The organism is Bradyrhizobium sp. IC3195, from assembly GCF_020193585.1.
GTDB classification, from domain to species: domain Bacteria; phylum Pseudomonadota; class Alphaproteobacteria; order Rhizobiales; family Xanthobacteraceae; genus Bradyrhizobium; species Bradyrhizobium yuanmingense.
On record NZ_JADYVG010000030.1, the window covers coordinates 16,431 to 36,082 of the forward strand.

Here is a 19,652-nt window from a genome sequence, read left to right on the forward strand (position 1 = left end):
CTGACGCGAAGCTGACGGGGTAGCGTGGTTAATCGCGGAAACCGGGCCGATTCCGGGCAGCTCGATCCGCCGCTACATTTTGTCACAAATTTCGCAACACCGTCGCGGGCTTTTTGTTCAATGCCAGCAGCGTGCCGGCAAGCCCGAGCCCGACGGTCACGACCAGCGCGGCGGCGACCACGCCGGCGGCGCTGCCGGCCTGCCAGACGAAGCTCAGCGTCATCAGCCGCGTCACGATCAGCCAGGCCGCGATGCTGCCCGCGATCACCCCGAACACCGCGGTGGCAAGGCCGATCAGCAGGTATTCGAGGGCATAGGCGCCGAGCAGCCGCAGCCGCGTCGCGCCGAGGGTCTTGAGGATTACCGCATCATAGACGCGGTGGCGGTGGCCGGCGGCGAGCGCCCCGCCCAGCACCAGGATCGCCGAGATCAGCGTCACGGCGCTGGCGCCGCGGATCGCCAGGGCCAGATTGGTCACCACAGAGCCGACCGTCTCCATCACCTCGCGCACGCGCACGCTCGTCACCATCGGATAGGCGTCGGCGACCTCCTTGATGATCTTGCCGTCGCCCGCCGCCTTTCCGCCCGCTTCTGTCAGCGTCGCGATATGGGTGTGCGGCGCGCCCTTGAAGGCGTTGGGCGAGAACACCAGGACGAAATTGATGCCGAGACCCTGCCAGTCGATCGTGCGCAAATTGCTGATCTTGGCCGGAATGTCGCGGCCGAGCACGTTGACCACGACCTCGTCGCCGAGCTTGAGGCCGAGCCCGTCGGCAATCTTCTTCTCCAACGAGACCAGCGGCGGGCCGGAATAATCGGCGCGCCACCATTCGCCCTCGACCAACTTGGAGCCCTTCGGCAGCTCGGCGGTGTAGGTCAGGCCGCGATCGCTCTGCAGCACCCATTCGGAATCCGTGGTCGGCTTGAGCTCCTCGGCGCGCACCCCGCGCGCGGCGACGATGCGTCCGCGCAGCATCGGCACGTCCTCGATCCTGGCGCCGGGGGCGATCTGGCGCAGATAGCCATCGAACTGCTCGGCCTGCGCGCTCGGAATGTCGATGAAGAAGAACGATGGCGCCTGGTCGGGGAGCGCCGCCAGGAACTGCCGGCGCAGATTGCCGTCGATCTGGGTGATGGTGACGAGCACGGCGAGCCCGAGTCCCAGCGACAGCACGACGGACGGCGTCAGCGCGCCCGGCCGGTGGATGTTGGCGATCGCAAGCCGCAGCATCGGCAGCCGCGTCCGTGGCAGCCGTCGTGCGATCGTCATCAGCAGGGAGGCGATGCCGCGCAGCAAGGCGAACACGACCACTGAGGAGGCCACGAACACCGCGGCGATGCGCCTGTCGAACGACAGGCCGATCACGACCGCGATGAGGAGTGCGATCACGACGGCCATGAACACGAGATAGCTCGCGCGTGGCCGGTGCCATTCGGAGCTGATGGTGTCGCGGAACAGCGCGGCCACCGGCACGTCGTGCACGCGCGCGAGCGGCCACAGGCCGAAGGCGAGCGCGGTGAGGAGGCCGTAGAGGAAGGACAGCGCGAGCTCGTCGGTGTGCACGGCCGGCACCACCGGCAGCGGCAACAGCTTGCCGAACAGGCCAACGATCGCAAAGGGCATCGCGGCGCCGAGCGCCAGGCCGATCACGGACCCGATCGCGGCCAGCAGGACCACTTGCGCCAGGTAGATGCCGAACACGTCCCGGCCGGTGGCCCCGACGGCCTTGAAGGCAGCGATCACCTCGAGCTTGCGGTCGATGTGACTCTTGACGGCATTGGCGACGCCGACGCCGCCGACCAGCAGCGCGGCAAGGCCGACCAGCGTCAGGAACTGCGTGAAGCGGTTGATGTTGCGCTCGAGCTGCGGCGAGGCGTTGGAGCGGCTGCGGATCTCCCAGCCGGCCTGCGGCGCGGCGCTGCGCGCATCCGCGATGAAGGCTTCGGTGGCGCGCTCATTGTTAGCAGCCTCCGGCAGCTTGACCCGGTAGACCCAGCGCACCAGGCTGCCGGGCTGGATCAGGCCGGTGGCGCGCAAGGCCGCCTCGCTGATCAAAAAGCGCGGCCCGAAGCCGATGCCGCCGGCGAGCTTGTCCGGCTCGGCCTCGACGGTCGAGCGGATCTGGAACGTTGCGGACCCGATCGTGACGCGGTCGCCGGTGTTGAGCGAAAGCCGCGCCAGCAGCGTCGGATCGGCGGCGGCGCCGAACGCGCCGTCGCGTTCCGCGAGCAGATCGGACATCTCCAGCTGCGGCGCAAGCTTCAACTTGCCGAGCATCGGATAGGTGTTATCGACCGCCTTCATCTCGACCAGCGCCAGCTTGCCGTCAGCCGAACGCGCCATGCCGCGCAAGGTCGCAGCCGCCGACAGCGTGCCGCGCGAACGCAGGAACGCGACCTCTTCCGGCTTGGCCTCGCGCTGGAACAGCACGAAAGAGACGTCGCCGCCAAGCAGCGTGCGGCCTTCGCGCGCGAGACCGTCGCTCAGGCTCGCGGACACCGAGCCGACGCCGGCAATCGCCATCACGCCGAGCGCGATGCAGGCGATGAAGACGTAGAAGCCGCGCAGGCCGCCGCGCAATTCACGCAAGGCGTAGCGCAGCGACAGCGCGACGGCGTTGGGCTTCGGGAACGATTCGGCCGCGGCGCTCATGCGGGCGCAGACTGCGTGTCGATGCGCCCGGAACGCAGGCGGATGACGCGATCGCAGCGATGCGCGAGCGAGGAATCGTGCGTCACCAGCACCAAGGTCATGCCGCGCTCGGCATGCTTGCTGAACAGCAGATCGACGATCTGCTTACCGGTTGCTTCGTCGAGATTGCCGGTCGGCTCGTCAGCGACCAGGATCGCGGGATCCGGCGCCAGCGCGCGGGCGAGCGCGACGCGCTGCTGCTCGCCGCCGGAGAGCTGGGTCGGATAATGATGCAGGCGGTCACCGAGCCCGACCGATTGCAGCTCCTCTGCCGCGCGCTTGGCGGCATCGGGGTTGCCGGCAAGCTCGAGCGGGACCGCGACGTTCTCCAGCGCCGTCATGGTCGGGATCAGGTGAAAGGACTGGAAGACGATGCCGACCTGGCGGCCGCGGAAGCGCGCCAGCGCGTCCTCGTCGAGGGCATTGAAAGGCGTGCCATTCACCACCACCTCTCCGCTATCAGGACGTTCCAGCCCCGCCATCACCATCAGCAGCGTGGATTTGCCCGAGCCTGACGGGCCGATCAGGCCGATCGTCTCGCTCCGGCCGACCCGCAGGCTGATATCCTTGAGGATGTGAACGCGTGCCGCGCCCGCGCCCAATGAGAGGTTGACGTTGGAGATGGCGATGGTGTCCGCGGTAGCGGCGAGCGAAGAGGGGTCGATGCGAGTGTCCATGGTCCGGTCATATGGCAAGTCCGCACGCGGGGTCGAGAGGCGTTACGGATTGTTCATGCACATAGCCGTGTTGATGCTCGCCATCATGACGATGGCGAACCCCGCTTGGGCGGGTGCGACAAAACCGGTCAAGCTGGTCGTCCTCGGCGATTCCCTGAGCGCGGGCCTTGGCCTTCCGGCCCAGGAGGCGTTCCCCCAAAAGCTTCAAAAAGCCTTGCGGGCCAAAGGCATAGAGGTCGACATGACCAATGCCGGGGTGTCCGGCGACACCACCTCGGGTGGCCGCGACCGGCTCGACTGGTCGGTGCCCGATGGAACTGACGGTGTCATCGTCGAGCTCGGCGCCAATGACGCGCTGCGCGGCATCGATCCCGACGTGGCGCGCGCCGCGCTGACCGACATCGTCCAGCGGCTCAAGGCGCGAAAGATTGCGGTCATGCTCTGCGGCATGCTGGCGCCGCCGAATTACGGCGCCGAATACGCCGCGCGCTTCAATTCGATTTATCCGGATCTGGCGAAGACATTCGACGTGCCGCTCTATCCGTTCTTCCTCGAAGGCGTCGTGGCCGAGGCCAAGCTCAACCAGGCCGACGGCATTCATCCGACCGCTGAAGGCGTCGACATCATCGTCGGCAGGATCATGCCCATGGTGGAGGCATTCATTGGCACGATCGCTGAGCAACGGCGTTGAAACCAGGCAGCGCTAACCCTAATTCCCAGGGTTTTACCGGGGTGAGGCGCGGTGTGCTTCGCAGAGTCACACAACTGCGATAGGAATCAGGGTACCGGTGATTCGTCGCCGGCTCTAATTTGGATATGGTTCTCGCTGTTCGAGCACCGTACCCAAGCATCGGGAGTGCGAAACGATGCCGCGTTTGTTCACGGGTCTGGAAATTCCGGCCGAAATCGGCCAGTCGCTTTCCAACTTGAGAGGTGGCCTCCCCGGCGCCCGCTGGATCGATCCCGAAAATTATCACGTCACCCTGCGCTTCATCGGCGACATTGACGGGGCTTCCGCCAACGAGATCGCTTCGATGCTGTTTCGCGTCGACCGCAAGCCGTTCGAGGTGAAGGTGCAGGGGCTCACCAGCTTCGGCGGCCGCAAGCCCCGCGCGGTGGTCGCCACGATTGCGCCGAGCAAGCCGCTGATGGAATTGCAGGCCGAGCTCGAGCGCATGATGCAGCGGATCGGCCTCGACCCGGAGGGACGCAAGTTCATTCCGCACGTCACGCTTGCGAGGCTGCACGATGCCTCCGACCGCGACGTCGCCGATTATCTCTCGCTGCGCGGCTATTTCCCGAGCAAGGCGTTCATGGCCGAACGCTTCGTGCTGTTCTCCTCGCGCGCATCGACGGGCGGCGGCCCGTATGTGGTCGAGGATGCCTACGAGCTGTGTGAGTAATTTCTTTCTTAACCTCTCCCCGCTTGCGGGGAGAGGTCGGATCGCTCTCGCGATCCGGGTGAGGGGGACAGGTCTTTCGATGGATCTCATACGCGGATAGAGCCCCTCACCCCGACCCTCCCAGCGCGAGCGAAGCTCGTCGCGCCCCCGTAAGAACGGGGCGAGGGAGAAGAAACGCGCATACCTCTGACCCCATTTCACGGCTTGCAATTTCCGTCCGTCTCTGGCGGTAAAGAGCCATGCTCTCCACCCCAAATCCCTCATTCCGCGAGGCCTATCAGGCCGAGATCGCGTCCGGCGCGATCGAGCCGGATCCCGCGCAGGCCGAGGTCGCCGAGGCCTATGCGGCGCTGGACCTGCGGCTTTCGACCTACAAGCCCACCCGCAAGCAGGGCCTGCTCAGCCGCCTGTTCAGCTCTGGTGACAAGGACGAGGCGCCGCGCGGGCTTTACATCCACGGCGAGGTCGGCCGCGGCAAGACCATGCTGATGGACCTGTTCTTCCAGCACTCATCGGTCGAGCATAAGCGCCGCGCGCATTTCCACGAGTTCATGGCGGACGTGCACGAGCGCATCTACGATTATCGCCAGAGCATCGCGCGCGGCGAGATCGCCGACAGCGACGTCATCGCTCTGACGGCCAATGCGATCTTCGAGGAGAGCTGGCTGCTCTGCTTCGACGAATTCCACGTCACCGACATCGCGGACGCGATGATCCTGGGCCGCCTGTTCGCCAAATTGTTCGAGCTCGGCACCGTCGTGGTCGCGACCTCCAACGTCGCGCCCGACGATCTCTACAAGGGTGGCCTGAACCGCTCGCTGTTCCTGCCCTTCATCAAGCAGATCACCGACCACATGGACGTCGCGCGGCTCGATGCGCGCACCGACTTCCGCCTGGAGAAGCTGCAGGGCGTGCCGATGTGGCTGACACCGGCCGATGGCGATGCGGACGCCGCGCTCGATCGGGCCTGGAAGCGGATGACGGGCGGCGCCAAATGCCGCTCGCGTGACATTTCGATCAAGGGCCGCATTCTGCACGTGCCGTGCTCGGCCCATGGCGTGGCGCGATTCTCCTTCGCCGACCTCTGCGAGCAGCCGCTCGGTGCATCCGACTACCTCAGGCTGGCGCACGACTATCACACCCTCCTGGTCGACCATATTCCAGTGATGGACCTCTCCCAGCGCAACGCGGCCAAGCGCTTCATCACCCTGATCGATACGCTCTATGACAACGCCGTGAAGCTGATGGCCTCGGCCGACGCCAATCCGATCTCGCTCTACCTCGCGACCGATGGCACCGAGGCCATGGAGTTCAACCGGACCGCCTCGCGCCTGATCGAAATGAGCTCGGAAACCTATCTGGCGCTGCCTCACGGCCGCAAGGATTCCACCGCCAGCGGCTCGACCAAGGGCTTGGTCGAGACTTAAGTCCTATCCCCGCCGTCATTCCGGGGCGTCGCAAAGCGACGAGCCCGGAATCCATACTCCGGATGGTGGTTATGGATTCCGGGCTCGCGCTTCGCGCGCCCCGGAATGACGGCCGGGGTATGCTGGCTGCTATCTCGGCAAGCCCGACAATTGGGCATTGGGCGACTTGAACGGGGGAGACGAAAGGGATAACCACCCGTCTCAGTTTCCCCTCCTTACGTGTCTAAAGGACAGGTTCACATGGCGCGCGACAAGATTGCTTTGATTGGCTCCGGCCAGATCGGCGGAACGCTGGCTCACCTCATCGGCCTGAAAGAACTGGGCGACGTCGTGATGTTCGACATCGCCGAGGGCGTGCCGCAGGGCAAGGCGCTCGACATCGCGCAGTCCTCGCCGGTCGACGGCTTCGACGCCCACTACACCGGCGCGAACTCCTATGAGGCGCTCGACAACGCCAAGGTCTGCATCGTCACCGCCGGCGTGCCGCGCAAGCCCGGCATGAGCCGCGACGACCTCCTCTCCATCAACCTCAAGGTCATGGAGCAGGTCGGCGCCGGCATCAAGAAGTACGCCCCCGACGCCTTCGTCATCTGCATCACCAACCCGCTCGATGCCATGGTCTGGGCGCTGCAGAAGGCTTCGGGGCTACCGCACAAGAAGGTCGTCGGCATGGCCGGCGTGCTGGATTCGGCCCGCTTCCGCTACTTCCTCGCCGACGAGTTCAACGTCTCGGTCGAGGACGTCACCGCCTTCGTGCTCGGCGGCCACGGCGACACCATGGTGCCGCTGGTGAAGTACTCCACCGTCGCCGGCATCCCGCTGCCCGACCTCGTCAAGATGGGCTGGACCTCACAGGCGCGCCTCGACGAGATCGTCGACCGCACCCGCAACGGCGGCGCCGAGATCGTCAACCTGCTCAAGACCGGCTCGGCCTTCTACGCCCCTGCCGCCTCCGCGATCGCGATGGCCGAGAGCTATCTGAAGGACAAGAAGCGCGTGCTGCCCTGCGCCGCCTATCTCAACGGCGAGTACAGCGTGAAGGACATGTATGTCGGCGTGCCCGTCGTGATCGGCGCCAAGGGCGTCGAGCGCGTGGTCGAGATCGAACTCGCCGGCAAGGACCGCGAGGCGTTTGACAAGTCGGTCGGTGCCGTGCAGGGCTTGGTCGATGCCTGCAAGAAGATCGCACCCGATCTTCTCGGCCGCTAAGGCAAAGCAATACCCGCCGAAGATCGAAACCCGGTCTTCGGCGGTTTCACTTCCGGACCCCGGCTGACCGGGGTGGGGTTCCGGTCTCGGCAGATCTCGATTGTCAAAGAATCCGGGTTGCAGTTCCTGTGGTATATGGTATGCCAGCCACAAGACTGAGGTGGGCCCATGAGGTCACCGCCCGCGGGTTCAGGGAGCGACCATATGAATATCCATGAATATCAGGCCAAAGCGCTGCTGCATGAATTCGGCGTTCCGATTTCGCGCGGCGTAGCGGTTCTCAAGGCCTCGGACTCCGACGCCGCCGCAAGACAGCTTCCCGGCCCGGTCTGGGTGGTGAAGAGCCAGATCCATGCCGGCGGGCGCGGCAAGGGCAAGTTCAAGGAGGCATCCGCCGGCGACAAAGGCGGCGTCCGCATCGCCAAGTCGGTGGAAGAGGTCAACGAATTCGCCAAGCAGATGCTGGGCGCGACGCTGGTCACCGTGCAGACGGGACCTGCCGGCAAGCAGGTCAACCGCCTCTACATCGAGGACGGCTCCGACATCGACAAGGAATTCTACCTCTCGATCCTGGTCGACCGCGAGACCTCGCGCGTCTCCTTCGTGGTGTCGACCGAAGGCGGCGTCAACATCGAGGACGTCGCGCACAACACGCCGGAGAAGATCGTGACCTTCTCGGTCGATCCGGCGACCGGCATCATGGGCCATCACGGCCGCACGGTCGCGAAGGCGCTGAATCTGTCCGGCGACCTCGCCAAGCAGGCCGAGAAGCTCACCGCGCAGCTCTACGCGGCCTTCGTCGCCAAGGACATGTCGATGCTGGAGATCAATCCGCTGGTCGTGACCAAGCAGGGCGAGCTCCGCGTGCTCGATGCCAAGGTGTCCTTCGACGACAACGCCCTGTTCCGCCATCCCGAGATCGCGGTGTCGTTGCGCGATCTGACCGAGGAAGACGCCAAGGAAATCGAGGCGTCGAAATACGATCTCAACTACGTCACGCTCGACGGCAATATCGGCTGCATGGTCAACGGCGCCGGTCTCGCCATGGCGACGATGGACATCATCAAGCTCTACGGCATGGCGCCGGCCAACTTCCTCGACGTCGGCGGCAGCGCCAGCAAGGAGAAGGTCGCGGCCGCGTTCAAGATCATCACCGCCGATCCCAACGTGAAGGGCATCCTGGTCAACATCTTCGGCGGCATCATGAAGTGCGACGTGATCGCCGAGGGCGTCACGGCTGCGGTTCGCGAGGTCGGCCTCAGCGTGCCGCTGGTGGTCCGTCTCGAAGGCACCAACGTCGAGCTCGGCAAGAAGATCATCCGTGAATCCGGACTGAACGTGGTGCCCGCCGACAATCTCGACGACGCCGCGCAGAAGATCGTGAAGGCCGTCAAGGGAGGCTAGCGCCATGGCCCAGGACCATCTCGCCGCATCATCTCCGCTCCCCGAGCATGCGCGCCTCGCCGCGTTCGCCGGCGAATGGGATGGTGAGGAGATGGTCTTCCCGTCGCGCTGGACGGCGGGCGGCCCGGCGACCTCGCGCACCGTCGCGCGCATGGATCTCAACGGGTTCTATCTGATCCAGGACTCGATCCAGATGCGCGACGGCAAGCAGGTCTTCGCCACCCACGGCATCTTCACCTTCGACCGCGACGACCGGACCTACAAATTGTTCTGGTACGACTCGCTCGGCTACACGCCGCCTTCGCCCGCCTCAGGCGGGTGGGCCGGCAAGACCCTGACGCTGGTGCGCGGCTCGCTCCGCGGCAATGCGCGCCACGTCTACGAGATCATCAATGAGGATTCCTACTCGTTGAAGATTCAATTCTCGCCGGACGCGGAAGGCTGGTCCGACGTCCTCACCGGCGTCTACCGCCGCATCCACTGACCCACTCACTCTGTTAGTTTCGCGAAAGCAGACCTCATGTCCATCCTGATCGACAAGAACACCAAGGTCATCTGCCAGGGCTTTACCGGCAAGAACGGCACCTTCCACTCGGAGGCCGCGATTGCCTACGGCACCAAGATGGTCGGCGGCACCTCGCCGGGCAAAGGCGGCTCGACGCATCTGGGCCTGCCGGTGTTCGACACCGTGCGCGAGGCGCGTGAGAAGACCGGCGCCGACGCGTCGGTGATCTACGTGCCGCCGCCGGGCGCAGCCGACGCGATCTGCGAAGCCATCGACGCCGAGGTCCCGCTGATCGTCTGCATCACCGAGGGCATTCCTGTGATCGACATGGTTCGCGTCAAGCGCTCGCTGCTCGGCTCCAAGTCGCGCCTGATCGGGCCGAACTGCCCGGGCGTCATGACCGCCGGCGAGTGCAAGATCGGCATCATGCCCGCCAACATCTTCAAGACCGGCTCGGTCGGCATCGTCTCCCGCTCGGGCACGCTGACCTATGAAGCCGTGTTCCAGACCTCCCAGGAAGGCCTCGGCCAGACCACCGCGGTCGGCATCGGCGGCGACCCGGTCAAGGGCACCGAGTTCATCGACGTGCTGGAGATGCTGCTCGCCGACCCCAAGACCGAATCGATCATCATGATCGGCGAGATCGGCGGTTCCGCCGAGGAGGACGCCGCCCAGTTCCTCAAGGACGAGGCCAAGCGTGGCCGCAAGAAGCCGATGGTCGGCTTCATCGCCGGCGTCACCGCCCCTCCCGGCCGCCGCATGGGTCATGCCGGCGCCATCATCTCCGGCGGCAAGGGCGATGCCGGTTCCAAGACCGAGGCGATGAAATCCGCAGGGATTACAGTGTCCCCGTCGCCCGCCCGCCTCGGCCACACGCTTGCCGAAAAGTTGAAGGGCTAATTCAGTTCTTCGTGCTTTTCCGGGCGAAGTTTCGCAGCAAATAGGGTAAAGGGTGCCTGTCGCGTCGAGCCCTGTCGGGGGAGCTCGGCGCCAGCGCCGTTTGTTATGCGCGAATCGAAATCGCCAGGAACTCAAGTATGTCTCGCCAGGACGCGAACGCAGCCTTTGCCCTGTCATCCTTTTTGCAGGGCACCAACGCCACCTACATCGACGAAATCTACGCCCGCTACCAGAAGGACCCGTCCTCGGTCGATGCCGAGTGGCAGGAGTTCTTCAAGAGCCTGAACGACGCGCCGGCTGACATCAGCAAGAACGCGGAAGGCCCGTCCTGGGAGCGCGACAACTGGCCGCTGACCCCGAAGGACGATCTGACCTCCGCCCTCGACGGCAACTGGGCCGAGGTCGAGAAGACGGTCGGTGGCAAGATCGCCGCCAAGGCGCAGGCCAAGGGGGCCGACATCTCCTCCGCCGACCTGCTTCAGGCGACGCGCGATTCCGTCCGCGCCCTGATGCTGATCCGCTCCTACCGCATGCGCGGCCACTTCCATGCCAAGCTCGATCCGCTCGGCATCGAAGCCCAGCGCAACCGCGAAGAGCTCGATCCGCGCACCTACGGCTTCAGCGAAGCCGATTTCGACCGCAAGATCTTCCTCGATCACGTGCTCGGCCTCGAATACGGCACTCTGCGCGAGATCACCGCGATCTGCGAGCGCACCTACTGCCAGACGCTCGGCGTCGAGTTCATGCACATCAGCAACGCGGCGCAGAAGGCCTGGATCCAGGAGCGCATCGAGGGACCCGACAAGGAGATCTCGTTCACGCGCGAAGGCCGCAGGGCCATCCTGCAGAAGCTGATCGAAGCCGAGGGTTTCGAAAAATTCTGCGACACCAAGTTCACCGGCACCAAGCGCTTCGGCCTCGACGGCGGTGAAGCCCTGATCCCCGCGCTCGAGCAGATCATCAAGCGCGGCGGCAATCTCGGCGTGAAGGAAATCGTGCTCGGCATGCCGCATCGCGGCCGCCTCAACGTGCTGACCCAGGTGTTGGGCAAGGCCCATCGCGCACTATTCCACGAGTTCAAGGGCGGCTCGGCCAATCCCGACGCGGTCGAAGGTTCCGGCGACGTCAAGTATCACCTCGGCGCCTCCTCGGACCGCGAGTTCGACGGCAACCGCATCCACCTGTCGCTGACCGCCAACCCCTCGCATCTCGAGATCGTCGATCCCGTCGTGCTCGGCAAGGTCCGCGCCAAGCAGGACCAGCACGGCGATCCCCCTGACATGCGCATCTCCGTGATGCCGCTCCTGATGCACGGCGACGCCGCGTTCGCCGGCCAGGGCGTGGTTGCTGAATGCTTCGGCCTGTCCGACCTGAAGGGCTACCGCACCGGCGGCTCCGTGCACTTCATCGTCAACAACCAGATCGGCTTCACCACCTATCCGCGCTACTCGCGCTCCTCGCCCTATCCGTCGGATGTGGCGAAGATGATCGATGCGCCGATCTTCCACGTCAACGGCGACGATCCGGAAGCCGTCGTGTTCGCGGCCAAGGTCGCGACCGAATTCCGGCAGAAGTTCCACAAGCCCGTCGTCATCGACATGTGGTGCTACCGCCGCTACGGCCACAATGAGGGCGATGAGCCGGCCTTCACCCAGCCGGTGATGTACAAGCGGATCGCCGCCCATCCCTCGACGCTGACGCTCTACTCCAAGCGCCTGATCGCAGAAGGCGTCGTCACCGAGGGCGAGGTCGACAAGCTGAAGGCGGACTGGCGCGCCCGGCTCGATGCCGAGTTCGAGGCCGGCACCTCCTACAAGCCGAACAAGGCCGACTGGCTCGACGGCAAGTGGGCGGGCTTCAAGATCGCCGACCAGGAAGAGGATGCGCGGCGCGGCGTCACCGGCGTCGACATCGCCACGCTGAAGGACATCGGCCGCAAGATCACCAAGGTGCCGGACGGTTTCCGCGTTCACCGCACCATTCAGCGCTTCCTCGATAACCGCGCCAAGGCGATCGAGAGCGGCAACGGCATCGACTGGGCGACCGGCGAGGCGCTGGCGTTCTGCTCGCTGCTCAACGAAAACCACCACGTCCGCCTGTCCGGACAGGATTCGGAACGCGGCACCTTCTCGCAGCGCCATTCGGTCCTGATCGACCAGGAAGACGAAAGCCGCTACACGCCGTTCAACCATCTCGGCCACGAGCAGGGCCATTACGAGGTCATCAACTCGCTGCTGTCGGAAGAAGCCGTGCTCGGTTTCGAATACGGCTATTCGCTCGCCGAGCCGAACACGCTGACGCTGTGGGAAGCCCAGTTCGGCGACTTCGCCAACGGCGCGCAGGTCGTGTTCGACCAGTTCATCTCCTCGGGCGAGCGCAAATGGCTGCGCATGTCCGGTCTGGTCTGCCTGTTGCCGCACGGCTATGAGGGCCAGGGACCGGAGCACTCCTCGGCGCGCCTCGAGCGTTACTTGCAGATGTGCGCGGAAGACAACATGCAGGTGGTCTACCCGACCACGCCGGCGAACTATTTCCACGTGCTGCGCCGGCAGCTGCATCGCGAGATCCGCAAGCCGCTGATCATGATGACGCCGAAGTCGCTGCTGCGTCACAAGCGGGCGGTGTCGCGTCTGGACGAGCTCGCGAAGGGCACGACCTTCCACCGCATCCTCTACGATGACGCCCAGATGCTGCCGAACGAGGCGATCAAGCTCGTCCCTGACGAGAAGATCCGCCGCATCGTGCTGTGCTCCGGCAAGGTCTATTACGACCTCTACGAGGAGCGCGAGAAGCGCGGCATCGACGACATCTACCTGATGCGAGTCGAGCAGCTCTATCCGGTGCCGCTGAAGGCGCTGGTGGCCGAGCTGTCGCGCTTCAAGAAGGCCGAGATGGTGTGGTGCCAGGAAGAGCCCCGCAACATGGGTGCCTGGCACTTCATCGAGCCCTATCTGGAATGGGTGCTGAACCAGGTGAACGGCGCGAGCCGGCGTCCGCGTTATGTCGGCCGCGCCGCTTCCGCCGCGACCGCAACGGGTCTGATGTCCAAGCATCAGGCTCAGCTGAAGGCGTTCCTGGACGAAGCACTGAGCTGAGAAGTTTTTTTAGGACTCTGTCATGCCCCGCGAGGGCGGGGCATCCAGTACTCCGCGGCTTTCGTTCTGATCACGAAAGTCACGGCGTACTGGATTGCCCGTCTTCGCGGGCAATGACGTATGAATTCATGACCGCTACCTGCGATCCCTTGAGGAAGAGACCATGACTGAAATTCGTGTGCCGACGCTCGGCGAATCCGTCACCGAGGCCACCATCGGCCGCTGGTTCAAGAAGGCCGGCGACCCCGTCGCCGTCGACGAGCCCTTGGTGGAGCTCGAGACCGACAAGGTCACCATCGAAGTCCCCGCGCCGACCGCCGGCACGCTGAGCGAGATCATCGCTGCCGATGGTGCGACCGTTGCCGTGGGCGCGCTGCTCGGTCAGATCACCGATGGTGCCGGCGCAGCCAAGCCCGCCGGCGCGCCGGCCAAGGCTGCGGCGCCTGCAGCTGCTGCCGCCGCTCCCGCGCCGGCTCCCGCTGCCGCGAAGGCGCCGCCGGCCGATGCGCCGCTCGCGCCGTCGGTGCGCAAGCTCTCCGCCGAGACCGGCATCGACGCCTCGACCGTGCCGGGCTCCGGCAAGGACGGCCGCGTCACCAAGGGCGACATGCTGGCCGCCATCGAGCGCGCCGCCTCGGCGCCGACGCCGGTCAACCAGCCCGCCGCCGCCGTGCAGGTCCGCAGCCCCTCGCCGGCCGATGACGCCGCCCGCGAAGAGCGCGTCAAGATGACCCGGCTGCGCCAGACCATCGCGCGCCGGCTCAAGGACGTGCAGAACACCGCCGCCATGCTCACGACCTTCAACGAGGTCGACATGACCAACGTCATGGCGCTGCGCGCACACTACAAGGACGCGTTCGAGAAGAAGCACGGCGCCAAGCTCGGCTTCATGGGCTTCTTCACCAAGGCCGTCGTGCAGGCGCTGAAGGACATCCCGGCCGTCAACGCCGAGATCGACGGCAGCGACCTGATCTACAAGAACTACTACCACATCGGCGTCGCCGTCGGCACCGACAAGGGCCTGGTCGTGCCCGTGGTGCGCGACTGCGACCACAAGTCGATCTCCGACATCGAGAAGAGCATCGCCGATTTCGGCCGCCGCGCCCGTGACGGCCAGCTCAAGATCGACGAGATGCAGGGCGGCACCTTCACCATCACCAATGGCGGCATCTACGGCTCGCTGATGTCGACCCCGATTCTGAACGCGCCGCAGTCCGGCATCCTCGGCATGCACAAGATCCAGGAGCGGCCGATGGTCGTCGGCGGCAAGATCGAGGTCCGCCCGATGATGTATCTGGCGCTGTCCTACGATCACCGCGTCATCGACGGCAAGGAAGCCGTCACCTTCCTAGTCCGCGTCAAGGAGAGCCTGGAAGATCCGGCGCGCCTGGTGCTGGACCTCTAAGGGAGGCGACGATGGGGGAGCCGTCGCTCGCGCATGCGCTCATCTCCATGGTGCCGCTCCTGCTGACCACCCTTATCTTTTTCTTCTTTGCGATTCCGATTAGTCGCAGGAAAGGTAAGGGGGTCGGCTTCGCGGCCTTGTGCCTGATCCCGTTTCTCACGCCCTTCATTCTGTTCCATTTGATCAGCTTGACGGACAAGTCCGTGCTTGATCGCTTGGCGGCTCTTGAGGGCAGGACGTCGTAGTGCGCTCGAACTCGTGGGGATTGATGTGACGGATAAAGTCGTTGTCATCACCGGCGGCAGCCGCGGCATCGGGCGGGCGACCGCGCTTGCGGCGGCCGCGCGCGGTTTTCGCGTCGTGGTTGGCTATGCCAGCAACAAGCAGGCGGCCGACGAGGTGGTCGCGCAGATCGCGGCCAGCAACGGCAAGGCCATCGCTGTGAAATGCGATGTCGCCGAGGAAAGCGACATCCTCAATCTGTTCAAGGAGGCCGACAAGTTCGGCACGCTCGGGGCGCTCGTCAACAATGGCGGCATCGTCGGCAAGAGCGGCGTGCGCGTCGACGAGATGTCGGCCGAGCGCATCCAGCGCGTGATGGCCGTCAACGTCACCGGCTCCATCCTCTGCGCGCGCGAGGCGGTGAAGCGGATGTCGACCAAGCACGGCGGCACGGGCGGCGTCATCGTCAACCTGTCGTCCGTCGCAGCGCGGCTCGGCGCACCCAACACCTATGTCGACTATGCCGCGTCCAAGGGCGCGGTCGATTCCTTCACCGTCGGCCTCGGCTATGAGGTCGCGGGCGAGGGCATCCGCGTCGCCGCGATCCGTCCCGGCCTGATCGACACCGAAATCCACGCCGCCGGCGGCGAGCCCGACCGCGCCCATCGCCTGGCCCATCTGGTGCCGATGAAGCGCGTCGGCACTGCCGATGAAATCGCCAATGCCATCGTCTGGCTGATCTCGGACGAGGCCTCCTACGTCACCTCAGCCATTCTCGATGTGTCCGGCGGACGCTGACGCGCCGCGCGGGCGCTGACACATCCTCACCACGCCTAACCTTACGGGACTTTCTCTCATGGCTACCTACGATCTCGTCGTCATCGGCACCGGACCGGGCGGTTATGTCTGCGCGGTACGCGCGAGCCAGCTCGGCATGAAGGTCGCCGTGGTCGAAAAGAACGCGACCCTCGGCGGCACCTGCCTCAATGTCGGCTGCATGCCGTCGAAGGCGCTGCTGCACGCCTCCGAAATGTTCGAGGAAGCCGGCCATTCCTTCGCCGAGATGGGCGTCTCGGTCTCCTCGCCGAAGCTCGATCTGCCCGCGATGATGAACTTCAAGCAGCAGGGCATCGACGGCAACGTCAAGGGCGTCGAGTTCCTGATGAAGAAGAACAAGATCGACGTGCTCAAGGGCGCCGGCAAGATCTTGGGCACCGGCAAGGTCGAGGTCTCCGCCGACGGCAAGTCGCAGGTTGTCGAGACCAAGAACATCGTGATCGCCACCGGCTCCGACATCGCGCGCCTGAAGGGCATCGAGATCGACGAGAAGCGCATCGTGTCCTCGACCGGCGCGCTGTCGCTGGAGAAGGTGCCAGGCAGATTGCTGGTCATTGGCGCCGGCGTGATCGGGCTCGAACTCGGCTCCGTGTGGCGCCGGCTCGGATCCGAAGTCATGGTGGTTGAATTCCTCGATCGCATCCTGCCCGGCATGGACGGCGAGATCGCCAAGCAATTCCAGCGCATCCTTGAAAAGCAGGGATTTGCATTCAAGCTGGGCTCGAAGGTGACCGGCGTCGAGATGAACAGCAAGGCATTGCTTACGAAAATCGAACCGGCTTCCGGCGGTGCCGCCGAGACCATCGAAGCCGACGTCGTGCTCGTCTGCATCGGCCGCGTGCCCTACACCGACGGTCTCGGCCTCAAGGAAGCCGGCGTCGCGCTGGACGCGCGCGGCCGGGTCCAGATCGATCCGCATTTCGCCACCAGCCTGAAGGGCGTCTATGCCATTGGCGACGTCGTGGCAGGCCCCATGCTGGCGCACAAGGCCGAGGACGAAGGCGTCGCGGTTGCCGAGATCATCGCAGGCCAAGCCGGTCACGTGAATTACGACGTCATCCCGGGCGTCGTGTACACCACGCCGGAAGTGTCCTCCGTCGGCAAGACCGAGGAGGAACTCAAGCAGGCGGGCGTGGCTTACACGGTCGGAAAGTTTCCGTTCACCGCCAACGGCCGCTCCAAGGTCAACCAGACCACTGACGGTTTCGTGAAGATTCTCGCGGATGCGAAGACCGATCGCGTGCTCGGCGTGCACATTATCGGCCGCGAAGCCGGCGAAATGATCCATGAAGCGTGTGTTCTCATGGAATTCGGCGGCAGTGCGGAAGATCTCGCGCGCACCTGCCACGCCCATCCGACGCGCTCGGAGGCCGTCAAGGAAGCCGCGCTTGCGGTCGGCAAGCGAGCCATCCATATGTAACGACGCGCCCAGCGCCGAACCGGGCGGGAAACACATGCTGCGCCGCCTTCTTCAACCGGTCTGGGTCCTGCTTGCGATCATCTTCCTGATCGAAGCCTGGCTGTGGGATCATCTCGAGCCGATCGTCGCCAGGATCGTCGCAGCCATCCCGCTGGCGCGCTTCAAGCATTGGCTGACGGAGCGCGTCGATGCGCTCTCGCCGGCCATGACGCTGCTCGTGTTTGCGGTGCCCGTCGTCCCGCTGTTTCCGCTCAAGCTGGTCGGGCTGTGGCTGCTCGCGCATGAATACTGGACCGGCGCGTTCTTCACGATCGTGTTCGGAAAGCTCGTCGGCGTCGGCGTCACCGCCTTCGTGTTCGACGTCACGCGCGCCAAGCTTCTGGAGATGCACTGGTTCGAGCGGATCTACACGCTGGTGCTGAGGGTGCGCGCCAAGGCCGCCGAGCTGGTCGACCCGATCAAGCGCCGCATCCGCGCGCTGATCGCCGGCGACGGCGAGGGATGGTCCTACCGCACGCTGCGTATGATCCAGCGCTTCAGGAAGAGCGTGCACCAGGCGCGGTGATCTTCGCCACCACAAGGACCGTCCGTAGCCCGGATGGAGCGCAGCGCAATCCGGGACAGGCGTCCCCGCTCTATCCTCCGTCATTGCGAGTGCAGCGAAGCAATCCAGTATCTTTCCCCGGAGGCAGTCTGGATTGCTTCGTCGCAAGGGCTCCTCGCAAGGACGCGGTGAGAACCCGGCCTCAACACCTCAATGCAAATGCAGCAGATGTGGCCACCACAGGCCGAGCGCGGTCATGAACAGGCCGGCGATCGTCAGCGCGCCGCCGACATAGGCGAGCGCGATCATGCCGGTGATGATGGTGGCGGACGCCAGCACGATGCCGATCTGGAAGGCGGCCGAGGCCAGCTCGAAATGATGATATTTCGCGGTCGCCTCGTCGCGGGCGTGTTCGGCGTGCTTGGCCTTGTCCGCAAGCTGCTCGGTTCCTTCGCCGGTCTCGGGCTCGGAGCGGTAGCGCTGCGCGGTCTTGGTCCAGTCGTCGATCTGCTTCTGCACGGCGGGCTTCTGCGCCTCGGCCGCGGCGGCCAGTGTCAGCTTGCCCTGCTCCGCTGCGGTCACCACCACGGTGCGGCGGATGCTCTTGGCCTGGAAGAACGCCCAGAGATTGGCGGCTTCGACGTTCTTGCTGATCGATTCGGTCTGGGCACCCTTGCCGAGCGTCTCCGAGATCGCCAGGAACAGCGCCAGCACGGCGATCAGAAGCGCGATCTTCTTGTTCGAGCCGGACGCGTGTTCGGCGTGCTCGGCATGCTCCATGCTTTCATGTGCGCCCATAAATGTCTCCTGTGCTGGTTCCCACGATTTGACCGAACCGTGGGCGCTGCGCAAGAGGCACGCGAGCTATGACGAGAGTGTGTCAGCGCCGCGGATGGGCGCTGGCATACACTTCCAGCAGACGCTCGGAATCGATCCCGGTATAGACCTGCGTCGTCGAGAGCGAGGAATGGCCGAGCAACTCCTGGATGGCGCGCAGATCGCCGCCGCGCGAGAGCAGATGCGTGGCGAAGGAATGCCGCAGCGCGTGCGGCGTGGCGCTGTCGGGCAGCCCGAGCGCGCCGCGCAGCCGCTCCATCGCGAGCTGGATGATGCGCGGGCTCAAGGGGCCGCCGCGCGCGCCGACGAAGATCGGGCCGTCCGCCGGAAGCGGATAGGGGCACATCGCGACGTACTCCTGCACCAGCGCCAGCACGTTCTGCAGCACCGGCACCATGCGCGTCTTGTTGCCCTTGCCGGTCACGACCAGCACGTCGCCTTCGCCGGGCCGCGGCACCTCGCGGCGCTTGAGACCCAGCGCCTCGGAGATGCGCAGGCCCGAGCCATAGAGCAGCGCCATCACCGCGGCATCGCGCGCCAGGATCCAGGTCTCGCGCTCCTCGCCGGCGCGCTCGTCGGCGTCGGCAAGACGTTTGGCCGATGCCATCGGCAGCGGCTTCGGCAGGCTCTTGGCGACCTTCGGCGCGCGGATCGCCGACAATGCACCGACCTTGCCCTTGCCCTCACGCTCCAGAAAACGTCCGAACGAGCGCAGGCCCGCCAGGGCGCGCATCAGGCTGCGGCCGGCGATGTCGTCGGCGCGGCGCATCGCCATGAAGGCGCGCACGTCGGTGGCTTCCAGCGCTGCAAACCGCTCGAGCGTGACGCGCTCGCCCCAATGGGCACAGAGGAAATCCAGGTATTGCCGCAGATCGCGGCCATAGGCCTCCAGCGTCTTCGGCGACAGCCGCCGCTCGGCGCCGAGATGCGCCAGCCAGCGCGCCATCTCTTGCGCGATCGAGGGATCGGCGCTGGCGAGCTCGATGTGTGGGGCGGCCGCTTTGCTCATGCGCTCTGGACGTAGTGATTCCGCACAGTATATCGCATCACACCAGTTTACTGTTCGCTAAGGCCG

At 65.3% G+C, this 19,652-nt stretch carries 17 protein-coding genes; 13 read left to right on the top strand and 4 right to left on the bottom strand.

Annotated features, from left to right (window positions below; all coding sequences use genetic code 11):
* Positions 1 to 82 precede the first annotated feature (82 nt).
* A complete protein-coding gene (locus I6F09_RS34075) occupies positions 83 to 2,653 on the bottom strand; it encodes an FtsX-like permease family protein (protein WP_225189974.1) in 2,571 nt (856 codons plus the stop codon).
* Positions 2,650 to 3,369, bottom strand: a complete 720-nt coding sequence (locus I6F09_RS34080; RefSeq protein ID WP_225189975.1) for an ABC transporter ATP-binding protein — start codon at positions 3,367 to 3,369, stop codon at positions 2,650 to 2,652. The genes I6F09_RS34075 and I6F09_RS34080 overlap by 4 nt, the downstream gene beginning before the upstream one ends.
* Before the next feature lie 55 nt (positions 3,370 to 3,424).
* On the opposite strand from I6F09_RS34080, the gene I6F09_RS34085 reads away from it, so the two are divergent.
* From I6F09_RS34085 to I6F09_RS34145, 13 genes are all read left to right on the top strand, one after another.
* Positions 3,425 to 4,060, top strand: a complete 636-nt coding sequence (locus tag I6F09_RS34085; RefSeq protein WP_225189976.1) for an arylesterase — start codon at positions 3,425 to 3,427, stop codon at positions 4,058 to 4,060.
* Between the two features lie 175 nt (positions 4,061 to 4,235).
* Positions 4,236 to 4,772 (top strand): RNA 2',3'-cyclic phosphodiesterase, encoded by a 537-nt coding sequence (thpR, locus tag I6F09_RS34090; RefSeq protein ID WP_027572985.1) that lies wholly within the window; start codon positions 4,236 to 4,238, stop codon positions 4,770 to 4,772.
* Between the two features lie 239 nt (positions 4,773 to 5,011).
* The gene (gene zapE, locus I6F09_RS34095; RefSeq protein ID WP_225189977.1) at positions 5,012 to 6,199 is read left to right on the top strand and encodes a cell division protein ZapE; all 1,188 of its coding nucleotides are present in this window, start codon (positions 5,012 to 5,014) and stop codon (positions 6,197 to 6,199) included.
* Between the two features lie 240 nt (positions 6,200 to 6,439).
* Positions 6,440 to 7,408, top strand: a complete 969-nt coding sequence (mdh, locus tag I6F09_RS34100) for a malate dehydrogenase (protein WP_025032846.1) — start codon at positions 6,440 to 6,442, stop codon at positions 7,406 to 7,408.
* 204 nt (positions 7,409 to 7,612) lie between these two features.
* Positions 7,613 to 8,812, top strand: coding sequence for an ADP-forming succinate--CoA ligase subunit beta (sucC, locus tag I6F09_RS34105; protein ID WP_036008785.1), 1,200 nt, complete (start codon positions 7,613 to 7,615; stop codon positions 8,810 to 8,812).
* Positions 8,813 to 8,816: 4 nt separating this feature from the next.
* The gene (locus I6F09_RS34110) at positions 8,817 to 9,296 is read left to right on the top strand and encodes a DUF1579 family protein (RefSeq protein WP_036008783.1); all 480 of its coding nucleotides are present in this window, start codon (positions 8,817 to 8,819) and stop codon (positions 9,294 to 9,296) included.
* Positions 9,297 to 9,332: 36 nt separating this feature from the next.
* Entirely contained in the window at positions 9,333 to 10,217 is an 885-nt protein-coding gene (sucD, locus tag I6F09_RS34115; protein ID WP_036008780.1) for a succinate--CoA ligase subunit alpha, read from the top strand.
* A 137-nt stretch (positions 10,218 to 10,354) separates the two neighbouring features.
* Positions 10,355 to 13,312 carry a 2-oxoglutarate dehydrogenase E1 component gene (locus I6F09_RS34120; RefSeq protein ID WP_036024619.1) on the top strand — a complete coding sequence of 986 codons (2,958 nt, stop codon included), beginning with the start codon at positions 10,355 to 10,357 and terminating at the stop codon, positions 13,310 to 13,312.
* A 163-nt stretch (positions 13,313 to 13,475) separates the two neighbouring features.
* Entirely contained in the window at positions 13,476 to 14,717 is a 1,242-nt protein-coding gene (gene odhB / locus I6F09_RS34125; RefSeq protein WP_225189978.1) for a 2-oxoglutarate dehydrogenase complex dihydrolipoyllysine-residue succinyltransferase, read from the top strand.
* An 11-nt stretch (positions 14,718 to 14,728) separates the two neighbouring features.
* Entirely contained in the window at positions 14,729 to 14,962 is a 234-nt protein-coding gene (locus tag I6F09_RS34130; protein WP_036024626.1) for a hypothetical protein, read from the top strand.
* A gap of 25 nt (positions 14,963 to 14,987) precedes the next feature.
* Positions 14,988 to 15,737: an SDR family oxidoreductase gene (locus I6F09_RS34135; protein ID WP_225152554.1), complete on the top strand. Its 750-nt coding sequence runs from the start codon at positions 14,988 to 14,990 to the stop codon at positions 15,735 to 15,737.
* Positions 15,738 to 15,795: 58 nt separating this feature from the next.
* Positions 15,796 to 17,196, top strand: coding sequence for a dihydrolipoyl dehydrogenase (gene lpdA / locus I6F09_RS34140; protein WP_225189979.1), 1,401 nt, complete (start codon positions 15,796 to 15,798; stop codon positions 17,194 to 17,196).
* Between the two features lie 34 nt (positions 17,197 to 17,230).
* Positions 17,231 to 17,761: a hypothetical protein gene (locus I6F09_RS34145; RefSeq protein ID WP_225137144.1), complete on the top strand. Its 531-nt coding sequence runs from the start codon at positions 17,231 to 17,233 to the stop codon at positions 17,759 to 17,761.
* 189 nt (positions 17,762 to 17,950) lie between these two features.
* Here the strand turns inward: I6F09_RS34145 and I6F09_RS34150 are convergent, their stop codons facing one another.
* Both I6F09_RS34150 and I6F09_RS34155 read right to left on the bottom strand, forming a co-directional pair.
* A complete protein-coding gene (locus I6F09_RS34150; protein WP_036008765.1) occupies positions 17,951 to 18,538 on the bottom strand; it encodes a DUF4337 domain-containing protein in 588 nt (195 codons plus the stop codon).
* 82 nt (positions 18,539 to 18,620) lie between these two features.
* Positions 18,621 to 19,586, bottom strand: a complete 966-nt coding sequence (locus tag I6F09_RS34155; RefSeq protein ID WP_225189980.1) for a tyrosine recombinase XerC — start codon at positions 19,584 to 19,586, stop codon at positions 18,621 to 18,623.
* Positions 19,587 to 19,652 lie beyond the last annotated feature (66 nt).